The organism is Microbispora sp. NBRC 16548, from assembly GCF_030268985.1.
Lineage (GTDB): Bacteria > Actinomycetota > Actinomycetes > Streptosporangiales > Streptosporangiaceae > Microbispora > Microbispora catharanthi.
The window spans coordinates 120,858-143,166 of sequence record NZ_BSSF01000012.1; the positions used below are offsets into that span (position 1 = coordinate 120,858).

Genomic DNA, 22,309 nt, shown 5'->3' on the forward strand with positions numbered 1-22,309 from the left:
CGCTCGAACTCGCCGAGTCAACTTTAGACCCTGCTCGCGGTTCACTGTCCGCCTGACGGCGGTCCGCGTAGTCCGATAGGCCCAGCTTCGCATCACCGTGACGGGGTGGCCGGTGAGGACACGTCCTCGACATGACCGCTCAGCGGACTGCTGTCCGTTCAGGCGGCACCCTACGGCGCTGAGCAGGACCGGCCGCGGCGGCCGGGCGGGGCGCGGCCCGCGCGTCAGGCGCTCCCGGCCGGCAGGGGCTCGCCCGTCTCCAGCAGGGTCTTGAGCGCGGACAGCACCTGGGGCCAGCCCTCGCCGACCATCTCCCGCACGGTGCTGCCGGGATCGAAGCCGTCGTGGACGACCGTCAGCTTGACCGTCTCCCCCACCGGCTCGATCTCGAACGTCACCCGTGACCTGCGCTCCGTCTTCAGCCTGGCGAGCACGTCCTCCCCCAACCCGACCGCCTCCGCCCACTCGGGCGTGAAGGAGTGCCAGGTGTACGAGAGACGGCGGCCGGGTTCGGATTCGATGACGACCTGCTCGGGATCGGCGATCGCCACACCGCCCTGATGCCACGTCATCGGCGCCCCCGCTCGCCAGTCGGTGTCGAAGGACAGGCCCCAGTAGCGCCGGGTGAAGCCGGGGTCGGTCAGGGCCTGCCACAACCGCTCGGGCGTGGTCCTGATGTAGGTGGTGTAGACGAACTCGGGGTTGCCCATCGGTTCCTGCTCCAATGCGTTCTTGAGATCGGCAAGAGCACGGGCCCGCTCGCGGTCGAACCTGCTCATCCAGCGGTCCGCGATGGCGTTGATGGGCACGGCGTTGAGGTAGTGCAGTTTCTCCCGGCCACGCCACACCGTGGTCACGAGGTCCGCCGCCTCCAACACCGCCAGGTGCTTGCTGACCGACTGCCGCGCCATGTCCAGCCCCGCGCACAGTTCACGCAGCGTCTGGCCGTTGCGGGCGTTCAGGCTGTCCAGCAACCGGCGGCGGCTGACGTCGGCCAGCGCCTTGAACACCTCGTCCATCTTCCCCATCCCGAACATGCAGCCTTGTGGCTGCATGAACCATATGCAACCGCATGGCTGCATGTCAACGCCTCCCACTGACCACTCGCGGGCGCTCAGCGGACAGGGACGCGTACCGCTCCGCCGCCTCGACTTTCCCCACAAAAGGGGTGAATACGGCATCAAGTGATGTTCTATCTTTATGCCGCGCTTTGGAATTAGTCGGTCATTCTCCGTCCCGGCCACCATTATTGGCGCCGCCATATCCGAATCGACACAGGGCGTGACCAACCGTGTATGCACACGTCATTGGTCGGACGGCAATGGTCTTTTACGGTGAGGTTCCCGCCGTCCCGTGGAGGCATTCCGTGGAACTCGTCGGAGCGTGGTCCCGGCGCCTCGCAGAGCGTCTGACACCTCATGAGATCGATTTCGCCGCAGAGGTCGGCGCCGCCTATGCCGAAGGCGGGGAACGCCGCCGCCGTCTTTTCACCACCGGAGACGGCGGTGAAACCGGGGGATTCGCGCCCGGCGCGGGAATAGGCGAGCTCCCGGCCATTCTCGACGCACTGCGCGCCGCCGCCGATCACCTGCACACGTTTCTCGCGGACGGAATGATCGGGAACACGCTCGCCGTGTACGCCCTCATCGAGGCGCGGCGTAGCGGCAAAACCCCTTCGCTTGAGCGAACCGCCGCCACCGGCGGCCCCTCGTCGCCTGCCCGGATGAACCCCGGCCAGGGGCGCCTGCTCGACCAGGCGATCGCCGTCCTGATGGAGCGCCTGATCGCTCACGGTCTCAGCAGGGAGAGGGCCGAGCAACAGACCTACCGGCTCCTGGAGACGGTCTTCGAACCGGGCAACACCCCGGAGGAGATCCAGGCGCTGCTCGCCGCTCTTCTGGCCACGTCCCCCGCGCTGCCTCTGCCGGAACACCGGCTCGGCGGGCCGACGCGTTCCTGGATGCTGCCGCCGTGGCTCTGGTTCTACCTGATCGCCTACCTTCTGGTCGGAGTGCCCGGGTTGATCGGCGACTGGATCCGCCAGGCCACCGACTACCGGACCCTGATCACGAACAGCCCTATGGGCGTCGCCCGCACGGCGGGCATCGTGCTCGGTGTCGCGAGCATCGCCCAGCTCTTCCCCGCGCTGATCCTGCTTGGGGCGATGGCGAGCCTGCTGCTGCCGGGGTTCCGCGGAAGAAGAGTGGAGCGGCGGCACGATCTGAGAGTCAGCGACAATCCGGTCATCGAGGAGATCGCCGCGTTCGTACGGCGGCAGGACCCTTCCATCGAGATCAGGTTCAGCGAGAGTAACCGCATGCCGGCGCGCGTCTATCCCGTGGGCTGGAAGCAGGCGCGGATCGCCGTCTTCCTCCCGCTGACCGTCCTGTGGCGGGCCGACCCCCAAGCGGCCGAGGCCGTACTGCTGCACGAGATCGCCCACCGTCGTCAACGCGATCACCACGTCGTCGGTCTCGCGAGCCCGTTCACCTGGCTGGTGCGCGTCTGGGGCCCGATCTTCGTAGTGGTCGGGCTGCTGCCGATCACCCTGTACGTCACGCTCGGAGGCGCGGCCGGGCGCCTGCTGACCGGGCAGCTCCTCGTCCACGCCGCCGTCGTCCCGAGGATGCTGCTCCTGCCGGTCGTGGCGCTGTGGCTGGCGGAACTCAGCGCGGATCGGCTGGCGGTCCGGCAGTGTGGCGCCGACGCGCTCATCCGGGCACTGGCCGTCGAACGGACCCTTCCCGGCGGCCGGCTGAGACGTGTCGGCAGAGTGCTCACCCACCCGCCGGCCGCGTTGCGCCGGAAGGTCGCCGGGGGGCGCTTCTGCGGCCTCACGGGGCTGGCCGTGGCGTGGCCCGCGACCTTCGTCGTCCGGCTCGTGCTGGTGTCGGCCCTCGCTCTGCCCGCGTTCATGCTCACCGGTGAGGACATCGGCGCCGCGATCGCCCACGTGTTCCAGAGCATCGTCAAAGGGCTCGCCTTCGACCGGCTCCTCCTGGGTGGTAGCGCGGTGCTGCTGGTCGTCTGGCCGTGGATCGTACGGACACGACACGCCGACGATCGCAATTCTCAGTTCGCTCCCTATGCACTGGCCGCCATCCTTCCTCTGGCGCTCTATATGACGAGTTTCATCTGAAACACGGCCCTTGATCGACGGTACGACAAGGAGGGAATTCCTCATGAGCAGAAAAGCACGGAAACGCGGATCAGCGGCGGCCGTGTCGGTGACCGCGGTGCTCGGGGCGGTGATTCCGGCCGGCCCGGCGACCGGCGCGCAGTCCGCGCTACAGATCTATCGCGGCACCGCCACCGTGGTGGTCGACTCATACGACTACTGCGGAGGTCCCCTCTCGGGCGAGCACCGGTTCATCGGCACCAGCCGATACAGGATGGCCGCGAAATTCATCACCGGCCCACGCAAGTCCGCCGCGGGCCGGGTCGAGCGCAACCCCTTCTACTGGGAGTTCTACGTGGGGGACATCGGAGCCGTCGGATCTTTCCAATTCGGCTCCGCCCACGTCGTCACCGCGTCGGCCCGCGATCTCGGCGGCAACGTACGCGACCCGAACCTCTTGCTCGGCTACTGGGTCACCGGCCGATCGGGCACCTCCTGGTCCGGCAAGCTGGTCGACAGCCATCGCGCCGAGGGGGCCACGTTCAACCACTTCTACGGAGAGAAGACCATCGTCCCTTGCCGTAATCTCGGCACGTCTCCCTTCCTCTACGCCGTCGACGCCGGGGCGACGGTCTCGGGCCGAGTGAGCTCGGGGAGCGCAGCGTTCACCATCCGCGGCTCGACCTACGGCGACAACTACCGGTTCCGGATCACGTTCAGCTGACGGAACGTTCCGCGGGACGGGGTACGACAAGCCAGGGCCCCACCACGCCCGGGCGTACGGAGGTGTCGGCGATGAAGGGACTCGGCCGAGATCAGGGAGATGAAGGGCCTGCTGGGTTAGCACGGCCCGAGTCGACGACATGCCACGGTGATCCGCCGCTCCGGAAGGCGGCGGGACGTGATCGTGGGGGTCGTCGTGGGAGGTCATCGCTTGCGGTGCCGTCCGCCGGACGTCGCCGCCGCGGCCTTGAACCGGAGGCCGGTCACGGCGGTGGAGACCACCGCGAACAGCAGACCGGCCGGCAGGACGGCGTCGCCGGGCGACCACACGACGTCGAGGGACTTCCCCTGCGTGGCCGCCATGTTCCTGGTGGTGGGCGCCGCGGCGCGCTGGACGCTCGCGTTGACGGCCGCCACGGGCTGGATCGTCACCGGCGCCTTCGGCGCCACCTTGACCTTGCGCGGCAGGCCGTACCCCACGATCTTGCTTTTGTCGCGCACCTTGCGCTTCAGCCACACGCCGTCGACGTTGCCCTCGATCGTGTGGACCTTCCCGCCGGCGACCTTCTCGACGATGCCGACGTGGTCGATGTCGCCGATCTTCTTGGACCCCGACCAGTCGAAGAAGACCACGGCGCCCGGCTCGGGCTTGTCGCTCCAGGCGTGGTGCTTCTTGAACCACTTGGCGTGCCGCGTGGTCAGCGCGAACTCGCCGACGTGGCCCTGCACCCCGGCCCGGTCCGCCGCCCAGGAGACGAACATGTCGCACCAGGGGGCGGTCTTGAAGTCGGAGTCCTTGGCGATGTTGTCGGCGTACCACTCGCCGAACTTCGTGTGTTTCCCTGCTCGTTCGCGGTAGCCCAGTTCGGGGCGGACGGCGTCGAGCAGCTGTCGAGCTATCGGATCGGTGGAAATCGGAGGCTCCTCATGGCGCGCTTCGAGACATGACGAACCGGCCCGCGGGGCGTGGCGGCATGACGGCATGACCGTCCGAGGACACGGCCGCGGCGGGGCGGAATCAGAAACGGGAAATGTGGCAGCCCGTCACGGGCGCGCCATCACCCCGGAAGCCTGGAGACGTTCCAGGGCGGGCATGTGGTCCGGCGACACGACGCGGACCGGGTGGGCAGGTGGAGCCGACACTCCACGCGCTCTCCTCTCCTTGGCCGCCTACCGGGTTAGCTGACGGGTTCGGGCCAGGAGTAGCCCTACCGGATGGTCCGGATTCACCCCAAGAGACGTGGGTCCCCGGTTCCCGGGATCGATGACTTCCGGGATTCGGCGGTCGCCGGTCGTCCTCGGGTTGAGGACCGCTCACCGGCGAGACACACGGGAAGCTTAATAGATAACAAGTAAGACACGACCAAAAACCCGGCAAAGGGCATCATTCTGGCCGCCGCCGTTCCGTGCTTCCGCAGGTCCTCACGGTCGCGGGCCGCCCGCGGTGAGATGCGCCACACAGCGCCGTACGGGCATGAGCGCCCGTCCGGCGGGCGGGCGGGTCGAAGACGACACGGCCATGCGGCCGTCCCCCGGACACGCCGTCGCGCCCGGCGGGCGGCGCTCCCCCGCCGGGCGCGATCAAGCGGCGCGCGTCAGACTTCGAGCGACATGTACAGGCGGGTGCCGGCCGGCCGGAAGCCCACGCGTTCGTAGACCCGGCGGGATCCCTCGCCGCCGTACTCCAGCCACACCGACCGTGCTCCCCTGGCGAGCATCGCCTCGGCGAGCGTGGCGGTGACCGCGGCGGCGATGCCCCGCCCACGGAAGCCGGGGCGGGTGCCGACGCCGGCGAGTTCCGACGTCTCCACGGCCGGAGCGGAGCACATGGCCGCTCCCGCGCAGCCGCCGCCGGGCGCCCGGACGAACCGGACCGCGCCGCCGCTCTCCTCCGTACGGCGCAGCCGGGCCGCGCCCTCCGGCGACGAGGCGAACTCCCCGCTGAACGCCTCCGACAGGGCGGCGTCGATCGCCGTGTAGTCCTCGTCCGTCGACGGCGTCTCCACCGGGAGAGCGGTTCGCGGCCTCGTCAGCGTGGCCGGGATGCAGACGAGGTAGTCGTGCACCGCCTCGACGGTGAACCCCGCCTCGCGAAGTGCGGGCTCCACGGCGGGCGCGGCGTCCGGGGCGAACTCGAGACGGGGCTTGAGCCCGCGCTCGCGGAACGCCCCGATCAGCGCCGCGACGTCCCGCCCGCCCGGCCGGGCGCCGGGCAGGGGTGTCGCGTAGTTGACGTACGGGCTGGTGGTGCCGGGCTCCACGCCGAGGACGAAGCCCCCGATCTCGACGACTTCGGGACGACGGCGAAGGTTGGCCACGGCGAAACTCTGGACATCGATGCCCACGGTGATATCGACCTCACGAATGACAAGGTGGAACGGTTCGCCCGCCACGCGGAGCGGAGGGTGAACTCGCATTTGAAGCCATCCCGGACGGGATGGAGAAGGTGCGCAGGGCACCGTCACGTGGGGCCGCCGTGAGACGGTGAAGGCAGTGAGCCGATGACGCGGGAGGCGTACCGGTCAGTGCCGACGGCGGCCGCTGTGGGACGCCGAGAACATAGGCTTCATTCCTTCGCTGTTACTTGTGTGAAGCACGCTCACTTTCCCATGCGGTCAGTGAGCGCGCAAACCGTTATTTCCGGCCGGTCAGCGCGTCGCGGGGGCGAGCATGCCGACGAGGTCGGAGGCGTCGAGAGGGCGGATCACGGCGGGGTCGAGACGGGCAGGGTGCAGGGCGTAGACCTGTGCCCCCTCGCTCACCCGCACGTCGTCCTCCAGCACCACGGCGAGACCCGCTTCGGCCGCGCCGGCCTCCGCCGCGGGATCGGCCGCCTGCCGTACGCCGAGGCGGGACGCGAAGGCGGCGGCGTCCTCTCCGGGACGACGCGCGTGCCGGCTCACGGCGCCGTCGCGGTGCCGTACGACGACCTCGCGGGCGCGGGCGGCGGCGTGCCAGCAGGCGACCTCCCACAGGGTGACGCGCTCGCCGAGGCCGTAGGCGTCCTCGGCGGCCGCGCCCAGACGGGCGAGTTGCTCCTCGTGTTCGTACACGTTGTGGAACCCGCCGAACGCGGACACGTTGAGGTCCACCCAGCGCATCGTGCGCGACCAGAGGTCGGCGACGAGCGGGACGAGGATCTTGGCCGGGCCGGTCAGGTCGAAGCGCTGCCGTACGGCGAGCGGGTCGAACAAGCCATCCGGATCGTCCATGAATCCGGCGAAACCGCGGGCCAGTTCGTCGAACGGCACGTCGTTGTAACTGAACACGACGGGCACCGCGTACCGGCCGCCGGTCGCGCGCAGCGCGGCCACGTCGAGGTCCACGAACTCCGACGCGCCCAGCGGCTCGGGCGCGGAGGTCAGATCCCCGGAGTGGACGGCGGCGCTCGCGCCGAGCCGCAGGTTCGTGTAGTCGCACAGCCCGACGAACTCCCACCGCGCGTCGAACACCGCCACCGACAGGTCCAGGTCGACCACGCGATCCGCGGGCTCCGCCCAGTGCAGGAACAGCCGGATCCGCGCACCGTCCGGCAGCGGCCGGACGCTGCCGCGCGGCAGCCGTACCAGCGAGGCGGAGGCGGACCGCTCGGCCTCCGGCGCGAGCAGGTCGGCCAGCTCCTCGTCCAGCAGCGCGGTCTCGACGGGCGGCAGCGCGGCGGCCCGGCGCAGCATCTCGCCGGTCAGCACAGCGGACAGGGCGGCCACGGCCTCGGGGGCGAGCTCCTCGCGGGCGTCGGGCTCGGCCCAGATCCGCGCCGCTCCCCCGCGCGGCAGGAACATGCGGGTCCCGCCCGGTGGCGTGCGCAACCGGCCCAGGGTGGCGATCAGCACGGCCGGGGAGACGTGCGGCGCGGCGGCGCGCAGGGCCTCGGCGAGGTCGGCGGCGGGCAGGCGGCGGGCGAGATCGGCGGTGCGCCGCAGCAGCTCCCCCGGCCGGCGCGCCAGCAGGGCGAGGGCCTCGCGGGGATCGGTCCGCAGCGCGGCCTCGAACCGCCCCGCGAACGTTCGGGCGCGCAGCCGTACACCGTCGAACGACAGCAGGTCCCCGTGGGCCGCCGCGCGCTCCAGCAGGACGTCCGCCATAGGCGTGCCCTTCCGCAGCGGGGTGCCGCGCAGCACGGCGAACGCCAGGGCCGCGTCCGGGTGACGCCGGTGGAACTCGTGCGGGTGCAGCACCTCCGCCATGTGCCGCCACTGGCCGGGGTAGCGGTGCAGGTCCTCGATCAGGTACGGCAGCGCCTGCCGGTCCAGCGCGGCGAGGAGCGCGCGGCGCACCGGCCGGGACAGGCTCGTGCGGCGCGGGAGGCGGGCGCGCAACCCGGGGTCGCCGCCCATGAGGGCGTGGAGCAGCCGCAGCACGTCGGTCGCCGTGTCGGCGTGCCGCGTGAGCAGGGCCAGGTCGCCGTGCCGTACGGCGGCGGCCAGGACGACGGCACGGGTCTCGCGGGCCGGGATCCGCTCGGGAAGCCAGCCGGCCGACTCGGGCCAGAAGCGATCGACGATCTCGGCGACGACCGCCCTGTCCTCCGCGCGCGGCGCCGCCTGCCGGGACAGCAGCGGACCCAGCAGGTCGCGGGCCCGGGCGGCGGGGTCGTCGCACAGCCCGAGCAGGGTCAGCGTCTCCGGCACCCGGCCGCTCCACCTGACGGCCGGGGCGTAGACGTCGTCGGCCGGGCGCAGGAAGGGATCACCGGGGTCGATCCGGCGATGGCAGATCGGGCAGGCGCTGTAGTCCGCGCCGTCCCAGCACGCGCGGCAGACGAGGTGCGCGCACGGCGACACCGGATGGACGGCGGCGACCTCCCCGCACAGCACGCACGGCTGCTCCGGCCGCTGGAGCAGCACGGAGAACACCCTGCGGACGAACAGCTCCACCGTGTCGGCGGGGACCGACTCCGGGAAGCGGCGGAACAGCGGCGTGTGCACGACGCGCCCGCCCAGCTGGGCCGACAGGGCGGAGACGAGCGCGCGGCCCGCCTGCCCGAGACCCCCGGCGTCCAACTCGGCCATCCGGGCACGCAGCGGCGCGCTCAGCACGTGCCCGAGCTGGAGCAGGTCGGCCTCCAGCGCGACCACCCCGTCGGCGACGGTGGCGAGGGGCCGTTCCCGGCGGGACGAGCGCGACGAACGGCCGGCGCCCTCGGGGCCCGGGACGACGGCTTCCCGCTCGACGGCGGGGACGAGAAGGTCGGGGGCGACCAGCCGCTGCCGCAGCAGCAGCTCCGCCAGCCGGTCCACGGGCATCCTCCCTGTGTACGAGCGATCGGACGGGCACCGGGAAAGTGAGACGGGGCGGAGAACGGACGCACTAAAGCGATTAAAGATCGAGAAGGAAGCACGTCCAGGAGCCGCCCCTTGGCCCGCCACCCTAGCCCGCCGCCCGATCTTGTGTCGTCCCCTTTTCCCCGTACGCCAGGGCCGGCGACCGCGACGCACGTGACCGCCTATGGGGCGGAAACAAAAAATGCGGCCCCTTGCGGGGCCGCCCAGTTGGCCGTAACCAACTTCGTGTGGCTCCATGCTAGCTACGATCGGCCAGGTTGGCCAATGCCGGGAGGAGCTTGCGGGTGGACGTGGTCGCGTACGTCGACGGCTTCAACCTGTACCACGGGTTGAAGAGCAAGTACGGTCGCGCGTACTTGTGGCTCGATGTCGTCGAGTTGGTACGGCAGCTCCGCAGGCACGATGTAGTGATCAAGGTCAGGTACTTCACCGCGATCGTCAAGGGCGAACCTGACGCGGCGCTGAGGCAGGAGACCTACCTTGCCGCCCTTGCCGCCTACCGACCGGAGGTGGAGATCATTCGCGGCCACTTCAAGAAGAAAACCGCGCGGTGCAGAGACTGCGGTTCCCGATGGACGTGCGCCTGTGATCCTGCCCAGACATTCCATACGTACGAGGAGAAGTTGACGGATGTGGCGCTGGCGGTGGCTATGACCGTCGACGCGGCGTCCGGTTATGGCGACATGTCACTCCTCATGTCGACTGACACTGATTTCTGTCCTGCGATCGAAGCGTCGCTGCAACCCCCACACGGCAGGTGATGATCGCCTGTCCGCCCGGTCGCGTTGGCCCGAAGCATGATTTCTCGGAGCAGGTGATTTCGTTTGCGATTCCCGAGAGGCATCTACAAACATCGCTACTCCCTGAGTCCGTTCCTGGTGTAGATCGAAGGATTTACCGGCGCCCCGATAAGTGGAGCGGGTGACATCAGTTCTCCCGCGTTCCCAGCCCATCGCCTCGACCGGGGGCCGCCGTCGGTACAGCTCCGCCGTCAGGCAGTTGTCGACGCCGGTGCCGGGCCGCGTCGCGCACCCGCTGGTCCGCCGCGTCCCGCGCTTGGAATTCGGCGCCCTCGGCGGCTCCTTTTTGTTTCCGCAGGTCCGCCTCGACCGGCGCATCCCCCCATCGCCGACCTGGTCGTCCTGGACCGCGACCCGTTCGCCGCCTCCGTCGAGGAGATCACGGCGGCCCGCGCGGCGCTCACGTACGTCGCGGGACGGCAGGTGTACGCGGCCGGTTCTTGCCCTACCCTCGGGGATGGCGGCCGGAAGGCGGGGAAGGGCCGGCGAGAGGACGGCGCGACGGGATGCGCCGTCGCGCCTCCGCATTGGAGGGAAGCCATGTCCCCGCTGTCCGTAGTCTCGCCGCCGCCCGGGGTGTTCCTGCTGTTCGGGCAGGCCGCCGACCTGGGCTGGGTCGCCGTCAAGACACTGCTCCTGTACGCGACCGCCGTCGCCGGGCTGCGCCTCACCAAGCGGCGCATGATCGCCGAACTGTCGCCGTTCGACTTCGTCGCGGCGGTCGCGGTGGGCGCGATCGTGGGCCGCACCGCGACGGCGTCCGACACCTCGTATCTCACCGGGGCCGCCGCCCTGCTCACGGTGATCGCCGTCCACGCCGTCGTGACCCAGGTGAGGTTGCGGTCCCCGTCACCGCACTGGTTCGACCACAAGCCCCGGATCCTGGTGAACGAGGGCGAGATCCAGCGGCGGCAGCTGCGGCGGTGCGGGCTCACCGAGCCCGACCTGTACGTGATCCTGCGCCAGCACGGCGTCGCCTCGCTCTCCTCGGTCCGATACGTGATCTTCGAGCCGAAGGGGGCGGTGAGCGTCGTCACGAAGGATCGTCCGGTGGGCGACGTCACCCACCAGGGGCTGCGGCACCCGCCGCGCGCGTGACAAGGTGGACACGGCGGGGCGAAGGATCCCCCGCCGGTCACCTGCCGTACGCCGCCTGCCGAGGCACGGCGGCTACCATTCGCCGCCCGGTGCGCCGACCCCCCGTCGCCGGCCGCCGTGCTCGTGCTGCCGGTAGTTCGCGGCGAACGCCAGCGCGCCGAGGCCGAACAGGAAGATGATCGCCCCGGTGACCACGTTGTCCCAGATGGTCGCCGTGGTCGCCGGCTGGCCGCTGATCACCCACGGCGCGATGATCGTCCAGACGCCGAGCACCGGCACCACCCAGCTCACGCCGTACGTGCGGCCGAAGGCGGACGCGCAGCTCATCGCGAGCGCCGCGACCGTCAGCCCGACGATCAGGTTGTTGATCGCCAGAGCGCCGAGACCGCTGAAGCCCACGATCCACGGCGAGATGGCGAGATAGACCCCGGCGAGGAACGTCACTCCATCCATGACCTGCGCGGGCGCGGTCGATCCCGCGCGGTCGTACGTCTGGCGCAGCTCCGTAACGTCCGGGCGGCGTGCCAGACCTGGTCGCACCATGTCGCGTCACCTCTTCTCCCAGACGGGCCGGGCGAAGACCCGGACCCCTCGGTTGCATCATCCAACGCCGCAGGTGGCGGAGGGGAGGTCGCGAGATGCGCAGGAAACAGATGGACGATATCTGTCAGTCAGATGTCCCCGGCGGGGCCAGCGCCCGGGCCGCGTTCACGATGGAGACGTGGCTGTACGCCTGGGGGAAGTTGCCGGCTTGACGCCCCTTGCGGACGTCGTACTCCTCCGACAGCAGGCCGACGTCGTTGCGCAGGGACAGCAGGCGTTCGAACAGGCGCCGCGACCGTTCGCGCCGGCCGAGCAGGGCGAGCGCGTGGGCGAGCCAGAAGGAGCAGGCGATGAAGACGCCCTCCCCGCCCGGCAGTTCGTCCACGTCGTCGGCCTCGGGCCGGTAGCGAAGGACGAAGCCGTCCTCCGTCAGTTCGCGGCACACGGCGTCGACCGTGCCCGCCACGCGAGGGTCGTCCAGGGGCAGGAAGCCGAGCCGGGGAATGAGCAGCAGCGCGGCGTCGAGGCCCTTCGACCCGTAGAACTGGGTGAAGGTGTTGCGGTCGGGGTCGTAGCCGTGCGCGCACACGTCCCGGTGGATCTCCTCGCGCAGGGCGCGCCAGCGGCGGGCGGGGCCGTCCTGGCCCTGCGTCTCGACCGAGCGGACCATGCGGTCCGCCGCCACCCAGGCGAAGATCTTGGAGTGGACGAAGTCGCGGCGCGGGCCGCGCACCTCCCACAGCCCGTTGTCGGGCTCCCGCCACGCCCCCTCCAGATACTCCATGAGCGCGCACTGCAGGTCCCACGCCTCCTCGTCCGGCCGCAGGCCCGCCTCCTTGGCCTGGTAGAGGCAGTCGATCACCTCGCCGTACACGTCGAGCTGGAACTGCCGCGAGGCGGCGTTGCCGATCCGCACCGGCCGCGACCCCTCGTATCCCGGCAGCCAGTCGACGGTCCACTCGGGAATGTGCCTGCTGCCGTCGACCGTGTACATGATCTGCAGGTCGGCCGGGTCTCCGGCGACGGCCCGCAGCAGCCAGTCGCGCCAGGCCGTCGCCTCGTCCGCGTATCCCGCGCCCATCAGCGCCTGGAGGGTGAACGACGCGTCCCGCAGCCAGCTGTAGCGGTAGTCCCAGTTGCGCGGCCCGCCGATCTGCTCCGGCAGCGAGGTCGTGGGCGCCGCGACGATGCCGCCGGTGGGGGCGTACGTGAGGGCCTTGAGCGCGAGGAGGCTGCTGCCCACGGCCTCGCCGTACCTCCCCTGGTAGCCGCACCGGCCGAGCCACTGCTTCCACAGCCGGTCGGTGGCGGCCAGCTCCTCGTCCGCCTCCAGCCGCCGCGGCCGGCCCTGCCACGACTGCTGCCAGGTGAGCACGAACGGCACCCGGTCTCCCGCCGCGACGGTGAAGGAGGCGGTCGTCCCGCGGAGGCGGGAGTCGTGGGTGAGCTCGACGGGCGACTGGAGCCAGGCGGCGTTCGGACCGGCGACGACGGCCAGCTCTCCCTCACGGTGCCGCACCCAGGGGATCACGGCGCCGTATTCGAAGCGCAGCAGCAGCTCCGTGCGCATCTCCACCCGGCCCCGCACGCCTTCCACGATCCGCACGAGGTCGGGCGCCTCCCCGCGCGGCGGCATGAAGTCGAGGACCCGCACGCACCCGCCGGGCATGTCCCAGGTCGTCTCCAGGACCAGCGTGCCGTCGCGGTAGCGGCGCCCGGTGCACGTCCCCTCGCCCGCCGGGGCCAGCAGCCAGCGTCCCGCCGGGCGGCCGCCCAGGAGCGCCGCGAAGCAGGCTCCGGAGTCGAACCGCGGCAGGCACAGCCAGTCGACCGAGCCGTCGCGGCCGACCAGGGCGGCCGTGTGCATGTCGCCGATGAGCGCGTAGTCCTCGATGCGCATCGTCCTCCCCCGTGATCCCCGGGGACTTACCCGGTCATCATGGGACGAACCGGGCGACTAGCGGCCGAGGACGTACCGCTCGACGAACTCGTTGGCGAAGACGCCGCGCGGGTCGTAGTGCCGCGCCAGCGCCGCGAAGTCGTCCAGGCGCTCGTAGCGGGAGCGCAGGACGTCCGCGGGAAGGGTGAACAGCTTCCCCCAATGGGGCCGCGCGCCGAACGGCGCCAGGCACTCCTCGATCGCGGTGAGCACAGGCGTCACGGCGGCGGTGTCCTTGATCCAGGTGAAGTGGAAGGCCACGGTGTCGCGGCCCTGGCTCGGGCTCAGCCACAGGTCGTCCGCGGCGATCGTGCGGATCTCGGAGATCTGCAGGACCGGGGCGATGCGGTCGCGGATCCCGTCGAGGGCGTGGAACGCCGCGGCCGCGTGCCGCCGGGGCACCATGTACTCCGCCTGGAGCTCCTCGCCGCTGCTGGGGGTGAAGTCGGGCCGGAAGTGCGGCAGGCGCTCGAACCAGGGGCCGGGGACGCCCATCTGGGCCGTGCAGTGCACCGCGGACATGCCGGGCACGGGGTGCCTCGGGCCGTCGGCCGGCGCCGCCCCGAAGAAGCCGCCGCCCGTCTCGGCGTCGTAGAGCCCTCCGGCGGCCGTGGCCCCCTCCAGGCCGCCCGCGGCCGCGTCCCCCGCGAGCCCGCTCACCGCCGCCGCCTCGGCGGGGTCCGCGCCGGTCGCGCCGGCCCGCTCCTTCACCCAGACCTGGTTGATCCGGGAGGTCCGCCAGTCGGTGAACAGGCTGACGCTGTACGCGGCGGACATGACGGCGTCGAACTGGTCGTCCAGCACCTCGGCCGGGAGGCCCTCGTACACGCGCTGGCGGACGTCGAACGACGGCACGACGTCGAGCGTCATGGCGACGACGACGCCGAGGGCGCCCAGCGCGACGACGGCCCCGGCGAACCGGTCGCCGTCCGCGTCGCGGCTCAGCGTGACGAGGTCGCCGTCCGCGGTCACCATCTCGATCGCGCGTACGGAGGTGGCGAGACCGCCGTTGGCGTCGCCCGAGCCGTGGGTGCCGGTCGCGCAGGAGCCCGCGACCGAGATGTGCGGCAGGGACGCGAGGTTGGGCAGGGCGTAGCCCTTGTCGTGCAGAAGGCGGCCCAGCTCGCCGTACCGGACGCTCGCGGCGACCCGCACGGTGGACGACCCGCCGTCGATCTCGATCTCCGGCGGCAGCGCGTCGAGCGAGATCAGCGCGCCCGGGGAGTCGGCGATGTGATTGAAGGAGTGGCCGCTGCCCAGCACGCGGGCCTTCTCGCTGCGCGCCACCAGGGCGCGCAGCTCCTCGACCGAGGAGGGCCGCTCGACCGCCGCGGCCGCGAAGGTGATGTTGCCTGCCCAGTTTGTCACCAAATGAGTCACAGAGGAGTTCTACCGGAACATCGCGTCCGCGTGCCGGTCAGATGCCCACCTGCGTGCGGTTCACCTTCCCGGTGGCGTTGCGGGGCAAGGGCTCTGTCCTGATCGTCCAGCGCGACGGCACCTTGTGTCGGGCGACGCCGGCGGCCGTGTGCTCCCGCCGACCGGAACTCTGCGGGGCGTACGGTCAGGCGCCGCGGCCGGGGAGGCTGGCGAGATACCAGTCGACGAGCTTGAGCCGCTCGTCGGCCAGCCTCGCCTCCACCTCGGCCTGGGTCTTCGGCGCGCCCAGCAGCACGTCGTCGCCCGGTCGCCAGTTGGCCGGGCAGGAGACACCGTCACGGTCGGCCGTCTGCAGCGCGTCCACGAGCCTGAGGATCTCGGGGACCATCCGCCCCGCGTTCATCGGGTAGTAGAGGATCGCACGGACGACCGACTCCGGGTCGATCACGAACACCGCGCGGACCGCCGCCGTCGCCGACGCCTTCGGGTGGAGCATGCCGTACGCGCGGGACACCCGCGTGTCGAGGTCGGCGATGATCGGGAAGGGGATCCTCACGCCGAGCCTGTCCTCGATCGCCCGCGTCCAGGCGAGGTGGCTGTGCACGGAGTCAACCGAGTTGCCGAGCAGGGCGACGTCGCGGGCGGCGAACTCCTCTGCCAGCTCGGCGAACGCGACGAACTCGGTGGTGCACACCGGGGTGAAGTCGGCCGGGTGGCTGAACAGCACCAGCCACCGCCCGGCGTAGTCGGCGAGCCGGACCGGCCCGTGGGTGCTCTCGGCCTCGAAGTCCGGCGCCCTGTCGCCGATGAGCGGAAGCCGGGTGGGTTCCGCCTCCGGCGTCGCCGTGGGGTTCACCGCAGAGGTCGCGGCAGAGGTCATGGTCGTTTCCTTTCCGCGTCACGCCGCCCGAAGTGGGGCCGGCCCGCGAGTGCCGGCGCGGATGCGAGGCGGTCGCCGCTCTCGTCGCGGCGTCCACGCGTTCGTTCACCGCGTCGTCCAACGGGCCCGTACCCGCGAAGACCGGTGGCGACCACGACCGTTTCGCCCCAATTCGGTAATGCCGCAGGTCATGAGGGTCCGTTCCGGGCGGGAATGAACGAGGGACGGGAAGGGGGACGCCATGCCGACGACCGGGGTCAGCCATCCGCTGTTCGCCCGCTTCTACACGTGGTTCAGCCAGGTGCTCGACCGGCAGGGCATGTCCGGGCGGCGCGAGACGCTGGTGGCGGGGCTGTCGGGCCGGGTGATCGAGGTCGGCGCGGGCAACGGGCTGAACTTCGCCCACTATCCGCCGTCCGTCACCGGCGTGCTGGCCGTCGAGCCCGAACCGCGGCTGCGGGCGGCCGCCCGCCAGGCGGCCCGTGAAGCGCGGGCGCGGATCGAGGTCGTCGGCGGCCTGGCCGACCGGCTCCCGGCCGCCGGCGGCGGGTTCGACGCGGCGGTGGTGTCGTTCGTGCTGTGCTCGCTGCCCGATCCCGTCGCCGGGCTGCGGGAGATCCGCCGCGTGCTGGCCCCGGGCGGGCGGCTGCGCTTCCTCGAACACGTCCGCGCCGGGCCCACTGGCTGGGCCAGGGCGCAGGACCTGCTGGACGCGACCGTGTGGCCGTGCCTGACCGGCGGCTGCCACACGGGCCGCGACAGCGTGGCGGCCGTCGAGGAGGCCGGCTTCACCGTCGAGTCGCTGGAGCGCTTCGTCTTCCCCGCCCGCGTCCGCAGCCCCATCTCCTTCTGCGTACGCGGCGAGGCCCGGTCCTGAGACTGGGGTTCAGCGGGTGTCCGGACGGCTCGCCAGGGCGTCGTACCGCCGGAAGGCGGACACGCCGAAACCGGTCACCAGGACCAGCAGGGCGCACACCAGGCCGCCGCCCGCCCAGGAGGGCACGAGCCCGAAGGCGTCCGCGGTGGCGCCCGCCCGCAGGTCGCCCAGGCGGGGCCCGCCCGCGACGACGACCATGAACACCCCCTGCAGGCGTCCGCGCATCTCGTCCGGGGCGTAGGTCTGCAGGATCGTCTGCCGCCAGACGGCGGAGGCGAGGTCGGTCGCGCCGCCGATCGCCAGCAGCGCCACGACCAGCCACAACGGCTGCGCCAGCGCCGCGGCGGCCACCGTCACGCCCCACAGGGCGATCACGAGCGTGAGCGCCACCCCCTGGCGGCGTACGCGGCCGACCCAGCCGGAGAAGACGCCGGCGACGACCGCCCCGATGGCGATGCTCGCCGACAGCCAGCCGAACGCCACCGCCGACCCGCCGAAGCGCTCGGCCGCCATCTCCGGGAACAGCGCCCTCGGCATCGCGAACGCCATCGCGATGATGTCCACCACGAACGACATGAGCACGACGGGCCTGCTCACCACGTATCTGAGCCCGTCGACCACCGAGCGCAGGCCCGGCCGGGAGATCTCGCCGACGGGCGCCAGCGTCGGCAGCCGTACGGCCGCGTAGAAGCCGGCGCCGAACAGGACGGCGTCGATGAGGTACGCGGTGGCGTACCCGCCCTTGGCGAGCACCACCCCGGCCAGCAGCGGCCCGACCACCGTGCCGATGCTGCTGACGAGGAAGTTGAGGGTGTTGGCCGCGGGGACCCGCTCGGTGGGCACGATGCGGGGAATGATCGCCCCGCGCGTGGCCGAGGTGACGGCGAAGCCGATCGACTGCAGGGCGATGACGGCGAGGATGAGATAGACGCTGCCGAGCCCCGACCAGGCGTGCAGCAGCAGGGCGACGGTGGACAGCCAGGCCACCACCGAGCCGGCCAGCAGAAGCCGGCGGCGGTCCATCGCGTCGGCGACCGCGCCGCCCCACAGGCCGAAGACGACCAGCGGGACGAGGCTCACCGGCCCGAGCAGGCCCACCCACAGGGACGACCCCGTGAGGTTGTACACCTGCCCGCTCACGGCCACCGAGGTGAGCTGGAAGCCGATGAAGGAGACGCCCTGCCCCACCAGCAGCCGCCGGTACGCCGGAATGTTCAGGGGCCGGGTGTCGAGGGCGACACGCTTCAGGACTGCCTGTACCCCCGCCACCCTCTACCTCGCCGATCTGGGCATATAGAACATTCGGGGTACTTTACTCTGGCTGCCTGCGAGGCCCGCAGCGGGCCGCCGCCTTCCTGATCAACCAGCGGGGAGCGATCTGATGAGCGCGGCGATGGCGTCGAGGACGCGGTCGGCCCTCGTTTGCTCGCACGGCTCGGCGAGCGGACGAGCGCCCGGCTCCGCTACGCACAGGGCAGGGGTCACCCCTCGGGACCCCTCGACGAGCACCGACGGCAGCAGAAATATTTAGGCTTTGCGCCGAATGTTTCTGCCGAGAAATGCGCGCCGGGAGGGGGACCGGTCAACGGGCCCGTACCGGCTGGGCGCTCACGCGCATCCGCCCGGCGACGCGACCGCCCACACGTCCCGTATGTCGGGACCAGGATGCCCGGTCGTCTCGCCCGCCATGACAGCAGGGGGGTGTCGCGGGCCACGGCACCTGGAACTTCCAGCGCGAACAGCCCGCACCCGCGGCGCACCTCACCGCGCCTCAGCCGGGCAGCGGACGTGGCCGGCGCCGCCGGCCATGGGTGCCAGGAGCCGAAGGAAGGGCTTCGGCACCAGAATTTCTGTCTGTGTTCCGAAACTTCAGGTCACGATAAGGTCACGCCACGAGCGGGGCGGTGCTGCCGCGCACGACGAGGCCGGTGGTGAGCTCCAGGCGGTTCTGCGGCGGGGATTCCCCGCGGGCGATGGCGACCACCATGGTCGTGGCGGCGGCGGCCATCTCGGTCAGCGGCTGGCGGACCGTGGTCAGCGCGGGGATGAGCCACTGCGCCATCGGCAGGTCGTCGAAGCCGACCACGCTCAGCTCGTCGGGGATGCGCAGCCCCATCTCGTGGGCCGCCTGGTACACGCCCATGGCCTGCGCGTCGTTGAAGGCGAACACGGCGGTCGGGGGCCGGGGCAGCGCGAGCAGGGAGCGGGCGTTCGCCAGGCCGTCCTCCGCGCTGAAGTCGCCCTGCCGGACGAGCTCCGGATCCGTCGGCACGCCCGCGGCGTCCATGGCCGCGCGGAACCCGTCGAGCCGCGCGCGGCTGGAGAGGGCGTGGGCGGGACCGGTGATGAGGGCGATGCGCCGATGTCCCAGCTCCAGCAGGTGGCGCGCGGCCGACAGACCGCCGCTCCAGTTGCCCGCGCCCACCGAGGGCAGCTCGTGCCCGGGATCGCCGGTGGGATCGACCAGCACCACGGGGATGTCCCGGGTCCTGAGCTGCTCGTGCTGGGCCCGGGTGAGGCCGGAGAAGACCACGATCACGCCGTAGGGACGGCGGCCGATCACCCCCTCGATCCAGCCACTGGCGGGAGGGTGGTGGTCCTGCAACTCGGAGACGACCACCGCGAGGCCGTGCTCGCGCGCCACCTGATCGACCCCCTTGATGACCTCCATCGCGTACGCGCCCTCCAGCTCGTTGAAGACCAGTTCGATGAGAGGAGCCGCGGTGGGGCGCTTCTTCTGCCGGCGGTACCCGTGCTCGCGGATCAGGTCCTCCACCAGGGCGCGGGTCTCGGGGGCGACCTCGGACCTGCCGTTGACGACCTTGGAGACGGTCGCGGGGGACACCCCCGCCAGCTCGGCGATCTGGGCGATGGTCAGCGGCCGGGAGGGCGTGCGGTCCGGCGGTGTCGGCTCCCTGGTCGTCGTCATGGCCGCAGTTTAGCCCGAACTTTCGGACACCAACCCGAATGTTTCGGATGTCTCACCGCCCGATCCTTGACGGCCTCCAACGCACCGGCCTAGAGTCCACATAAACTATCGGTCCTGATTCGGAAACTTTCGGACCACAGTTTCAGACGACAGTTCGGATGAGCAGGGGGCGCTCGATGCGGTTGCTCGCGTACCGCCGTCTGCCGCCGCCGCGGCGCGGGTACGGCCGGGCCGATCGTCCCCTGGGTCCCGTACGGCGTCTTCCGGGGCCGAGGCCCACGCGACGGATCGACAAGCAAGGGATGTCATGACATTCGTAGACGCGCCGGGGCTCGCGCCCTGGCGGGACGGCGACCGGCCTCTCGACGAGCGCGTGGACGCGCTGCTGGCCGAGATGACGCTGGAGGAGAAGGTCGCCCAGCTCGGATCGGTGTGGGTCGACATCTCGCCCGCCGGCTCGGAGGGGACAGGCGGCAACGTCGCGCCGCTGCAGGACCTGTTCATGAAGGACGGCGCGGACCTCGCCGACCGGATGCGCGACGGGGTCGGCCATCTGACCCGGGTGTACGGCACGGCGCCGGTGAGCCCGGCGGAGGGGGCGGCCGGGCTGCGGAAGCTGCAGGAGCAGGTGATCGCGGCCAACCGGTTCGGCATCCCCGCCATCGCGCACGAGGAGTGCCTGACCGGGTTCGCCACCTACGGCGCGACCGCCTACCCCACCCCGCTGGCCTGGGCCGCGACCTTCGACCCCGCGCTGGTGGAGCGGATGGCCCTGGCCATCGGCGACGACCTGCGCGCCGTCGGCGTCCACCAGGGCCTGTCGCCGGTCCTCGACGTCGTGCGCGACTACCGGTGGGGCCGGGTCGAGGAGACCCTCGGCGAGGACCCCTACCTGGTGGGCCAGATCGGCGCGGCCTACGTGCGCGGCCTGGAGAACGCCGGGATCATCGCGACGCTCAAGCACTTCGCCGGATACGCCGCCTCCCGGGCGGGCCGCAACCACGCCCCGGTCAGCATCGGCCCCCGCGAGATGGCCGACGTCATCCTCCCGCCGTTCGAGACGGCGATTCGTGACGGCGGCGCCCGCTCGGTCATGAACTCCTACACCGACATCGACGGCGTGCCCGTCGGCGCCAACGCCGGCCTGCTGCGCGGGGTGCTGCGCGACCAGTGGGGATTCGACGGCACGGTCGTGGCCGACTACTGGGCGGTGCCGTTCCTGGCCATGAACCACCACGTCGCCGCCGACGAGGCGCACGCCGGCGCGATCGCGCTGCGCGCGGGCATCGACGTCGAGCTGCCCGAGACGGTCGGCTACGGCACCCGCCTGGTCGAGCAGGTGCGGGCCGGCCACGTGGAGGAGGCCCTGATCGACGAGGCCGTGCGCCGGGTGCTGCGGCAGAAGATCGAGCTGGGCCTGCTCGGCGACGGCCCCCTCGTCCCCGAGGACGCCGGCGACGTCGACCTGGACAGCCCCCGCAACCGCGACCTGGCCCGCACCGTCGCCGAACGCTCCGTCGTGCTGCTGAGCAACCCCACCGGCGCACTGCCGCTGGCCTCCGGGACGACCGCCCGCATCGCCGTCATCGGCCCGTGCGCCGACGACCCGCAGACCCTGCTCGGCTGCTACGCCTTCCCCAACCACGTCCTCGACCGCTTCCCCGACCACGGCATGGGCCTGCCCATCGCGCCCGTCCTGGACCTCCTGCGGGCCGAGTTCCCCGATGCCGACCTGCGCTACGCGCGGGGCACCGACGTGTCGGGCGACGACACCTCGGGCATCGCCGAGGCCGCCGCCCTGGCCGGACAGTCCGACCTCGTGCTGCTGTTCGTCGGCGACCGGGCCGGGCTGTTCGGCAACGGCACCTCCGGCGAGGGCTGCGACGCCGCCCACCTCGCCCTGCCCGGAGTCCAGCCGGAGCTGGTCGAGGCGGTCCTGGCCACCGGCACGCCGGCCGTCCTGGTCGTGGTGTCCGGCCGCCCGTACGCGATCGGCGCCTACGCCGACCGTGCCGCCGCCGCGCTCCAGGCGTTCCTGCCGGGCGTGGAGGGAGGCACGGCGATCGCGGGGGTGCTCAGCGGCCGGGTCGAGCCCTCGGGCCGCCTGCCCGTCCAGATCCCCGGCTCCCCCTTCGTCAACCCCTCCACCTACCTGCAGCCGCCCCTGGGGCTGCGCACCGACGGCATCTCCGTGTCCGACCCGACCCCGGCCTTCCCCTTCGGCCACGGGCTGTCGTACACGACGGTCACCTACGACGCGATGGCGACCTCGGCGGATCGGTGCCCCACAGACGGCACGGTCGAGGCGCGGGTGACCGTCACCAACACCGGTGCCAGGGCGGCGGAGGAGGTCGTGCAGCTGTACGCCTCCGACCCGGTGGCGCAGGTGGCCCGTCCCGTCGCACAGCTCGTCGGCTTCGCCCGGGTGCCGCTCGCGCCCGGACAGACCCGCGAAGTGGTCTTCGAGATCCCCACCGACGCCTTCTCCTACACCGATCCCGTCCTGCGCAGGATCGTCGAACCGGGCGTCATCGCGCTCACCGCCGGCCCGTCCGCCGCCGATCGCCCCCTGCGATCCGAGATCCTGCTGACCGGCGACACCGTCGTGCTCGGCCGGGCCCGGCGGCTCACCACCCACGCGCGGGTGCCGGAACCGGCCTCCTGACCGTGACACGCGTGCGGCGGGCGGCCGGGCCGCCCGCCGCACCGCCGTCCCGCCGCCGCGCTCGGCGACCCC

General features: G+C 71.7%; 16 protein-coding genes and 1 riboswitch. Of the genes, 6 read left to right on the forward strand and 10 right to left on the reverse strand.

Going from position 1 to position 22,309, the window contains the following annotated elements; all coding sequences use genetic code 11:
* Nucleotides 1–224 precede the first annotated feature (224 nt).
* Nucleotides 225–1,055 (reverse strand): ArsR/SmtB family transcription factor, encoded by an 831-nt coding sequence (locus QSK36_RS30085; RefSeq protein ID WP_285784688.1) that lies wholly within the window; start codon nt 1,053–1,055, stop codon nt 225–227.
* 311 nt (nt 1,056–1,366) lie between these two features.
* Between QSK36_RS30085 and QSK36_RS30090 the strand changes: the two genes are divergently transcribed.
* Both QSK36_RS30090 and QSK36_RS30095 read left to right on the forward strand, forming a co-directional pair.
* Nucleotides 1,367–3,139: a M48 family metalloprotease gene (locus QSK36_RS30090; RefSeq protein WP_285784689.1), complete on the forward strand. Its 1,773-nt coding sequence runs from the start codon at nt 1,367–1,369 to the stop codon at nt 3,137–3,139.
* A 43-nt stretch (nt 3,140–3,182) separates the two neighbouring features.
* The gene (locus QSK36_RS30095) at nt 3,183–3,842 is read left to right on the forward strand and encodes a hypothetical protein (RefSeq protein WP_285784690.1); all 660 of its coding nucleotides are present in this window, start codon (nt 3,183–3,185) and stop codon (nt 3,840–3,842) included.
* Nucleotides 3,843–4,045: 203 nt separating this feature from the next.
* Here QSK36_RS30095 and QSK36_RS30100 read toward each other — a convergent pair whose 3' ends face one another.
* From QSK36_RS30100 to QSK36_RS30110, 3 genes are all read right to left on the reverse strand, one after another.
* The gene (locus QSK36_RS30100; protein WP_183537090.1) at nt 4,046–4,825 is read right to left on the reverse strand and encodes a CHAP domain-containing protein; all 780 of its coding nucleotides are present in this window, start codon (nt 4,823–4,825) and stop codon (nt 4,046–4,048) included.
* Nucleotides 4,826–4,992: 167 nt separating this feature from the next.
* Nucleotides 4,993–5,135, reverse strand: a riboswitch (cyclic di-AMP (ydaO/yuaA leader).
* Nucleotides 5,136–5,436: 301 nt separating this feature from the next.
* On the reverse strand, nt 5,437–6,159 hold the full coding sequence (locus QSK36_RS30105) for a GNAT family N-acetyltransferase (protein ID WP_221263677.1): 723 nt from the start codon (nt 6,157–6,159) through the stop codon (nt 5,437–5,439).
* 330 nt (nt 6,160–6,489) lie between these two features.
* Nucleotides 6,490–9,081 carry an MXAN_6230/SCO0854 family RING domain-containing protein gene (locus QSK36_RS30110; protein WP_285784691.1) on the reverse strand — a complete coding sequence of 864 codons (2,592 nt, stop codon included), beginning with the start codon at nt 9,079–9,081 and terminating at the stop codon, nt 6,490–6,492.
* A 329-nt stretch (nt 9,082–9,410) separates the two neighbouring features.
* Here QSK36_RS30110 and QSK36_RS30115 point away from each other — a divergent pair, with 329 nt between their 5' ends.
* Together QSK36_RS30115 and QSK36_RS30120 are read left to right on the forward strand one after the other, a co-directional pair.
* Complete coding sequence (locus tag QSK36_RS30115) at nt 9,411–9,887, forward strand: NYN domain-containing protein (RefSeq protein ID WP_285784692.1); 477 nt, start codon at nt 9,411–9,413, stop codon at nt 9,885–9,887.
* Between the two features lie 579 nt (nt 9,888–10,466).
* Nucleotides 10,467–11,024 (forward strand): DUF421 domain-containing protein, encoded by a 558-nt coding sequence (locus QSK36_RS30120; protein ID WP_285784693.1) that lies wholly within the window; start codon nt 10,467–10,469, stop codon nt 11,022–11,024.
* Between the two features lie 72 nt (nt 11,025–11,096).
* Here QSK36_RS30120 and QSK36_RS30125 read toward each other — a convergent pair whose 3' ends face one another.
* The 4 genes from QSK36_RS30125 to QSK36_RS30140 all read right to left on the reverse strand — a co-directional run bounded on the left by QSK36_RS30125 (nt 11,097) and on the right by QSK36_RS30140 (nt 15,766).
* Nucleotides 11,097–11,567, reverse strand: coding sequence for an SPW repeat protein (locus QSK36_RS30125; protein WP_183537080.1), 471 nt, complete (start codon nt 11,565–11,567; stop codon nt 11,097–11,099).
* Between the two features lie 124 nt (nt 11,568–11,691).
* Nucleotides 11,692–13,467, reverse strand: coding sequence for a glycoside hydrolase family 15 protein (locus tag QSK36_RS30130; RefSeq protein WP_285784694.1), 1,776 nt, complete (start codon nt 13,465–13,467; stop codon nt 11,692–11,694).
* Between the two features lie 57 nt (nt 13,468–13,524).
* Nucleotides 13,525–14,874 carry a D-arabinono-1,4-lactone oxidase gene (locus QSK36_RS30135; protein ID WP_285784695.1) on the reverse strand — a complete coding sequence of 450 codons (1,350 nt, stop codon included), beginning with the start codon at nt 14,872–14,874 and terminating at the stop codon, nt 13,525–13,527.
* Between the two features lie 196 nt (nt 14,875–15,070).
* Nucleotides 15,071–15,766: a peroxiredoxin gene (locus tag QSK36_RS30140; RefSeq protein WP_139575094.1), complete on the reverse strand. Its 696-nt coding sequence runs from the start codon at nt 15,764–15,766 to the stop codon at nt 15,071–15,073.
* Between the two features lie 241 nt (nt 15,767–16,007).
* Here QSK36_RS30140 and QSK36_RS30145 point away from each other — a divergent pair, with 241 nt between their 5' ends.
* Nucleotides 16,008–16,643 (forward strand): class I SAM-dependent methyltransferase, encoded by a 636-nt coding sequence (locus tag QSK36_RS30145; protein WP_285784696.1) that lies wholly within the window; start codon nt 16,008–16,010, stop codon nt 16,641–16,643.
* 9 nt (nt 16,644–16,652) lie between these two features.
* Here the strand turns inward: QSK36_RS30145 and QSK36_RS30150 are convergent, their stop codons facing one another.
* Together QSK36_RS30150 and QSK36_RS30155 are read right to left on the reverse strand one after the other, a co-directional pair.
* Nucleotides 16,653–17,912, reverse strand: a complete 1,260-nt coding sequence (locus QSK36_RS30150) for an MFS transporter (RefSeq protein ID WP_182899095.1) — start codon at nt 17,910–17,912, stop codon at nt 16,653–16,655.
* Between the two features lie 616 nt (nt 17,913–18,528).
* On the reverse strand, nt 18,529–19,572 hold the full coding sequence (locus tag QSK36_RS30155) for a LacI family DNA-binding transcriptional regulator (protein ID WP_285784697.1): 1,044 nt from the start codon (nt 19,570–19,572) through the stop codon (nt 18,529–18,531).
* 307 nt (nt 19,573–19,879) lie between these two features.
* Here QSK36_RS30155 and QSK36_RS30160 point away from each other — a divergent pair, with 307 nt between their 5' ends.
* Entirely contained in the window at nt 19,880–22,237 is a 2,358-nt protein-coding gene (locus tag QSK36_RS30160) for a beta-xylosidase/alpha-l-arabinosidase (RefSeq protein ID WP_285784698.1), read from the forward strand.
* Nucleotides 22,238–22,309 lie beyond the last annotated feature (72 nt).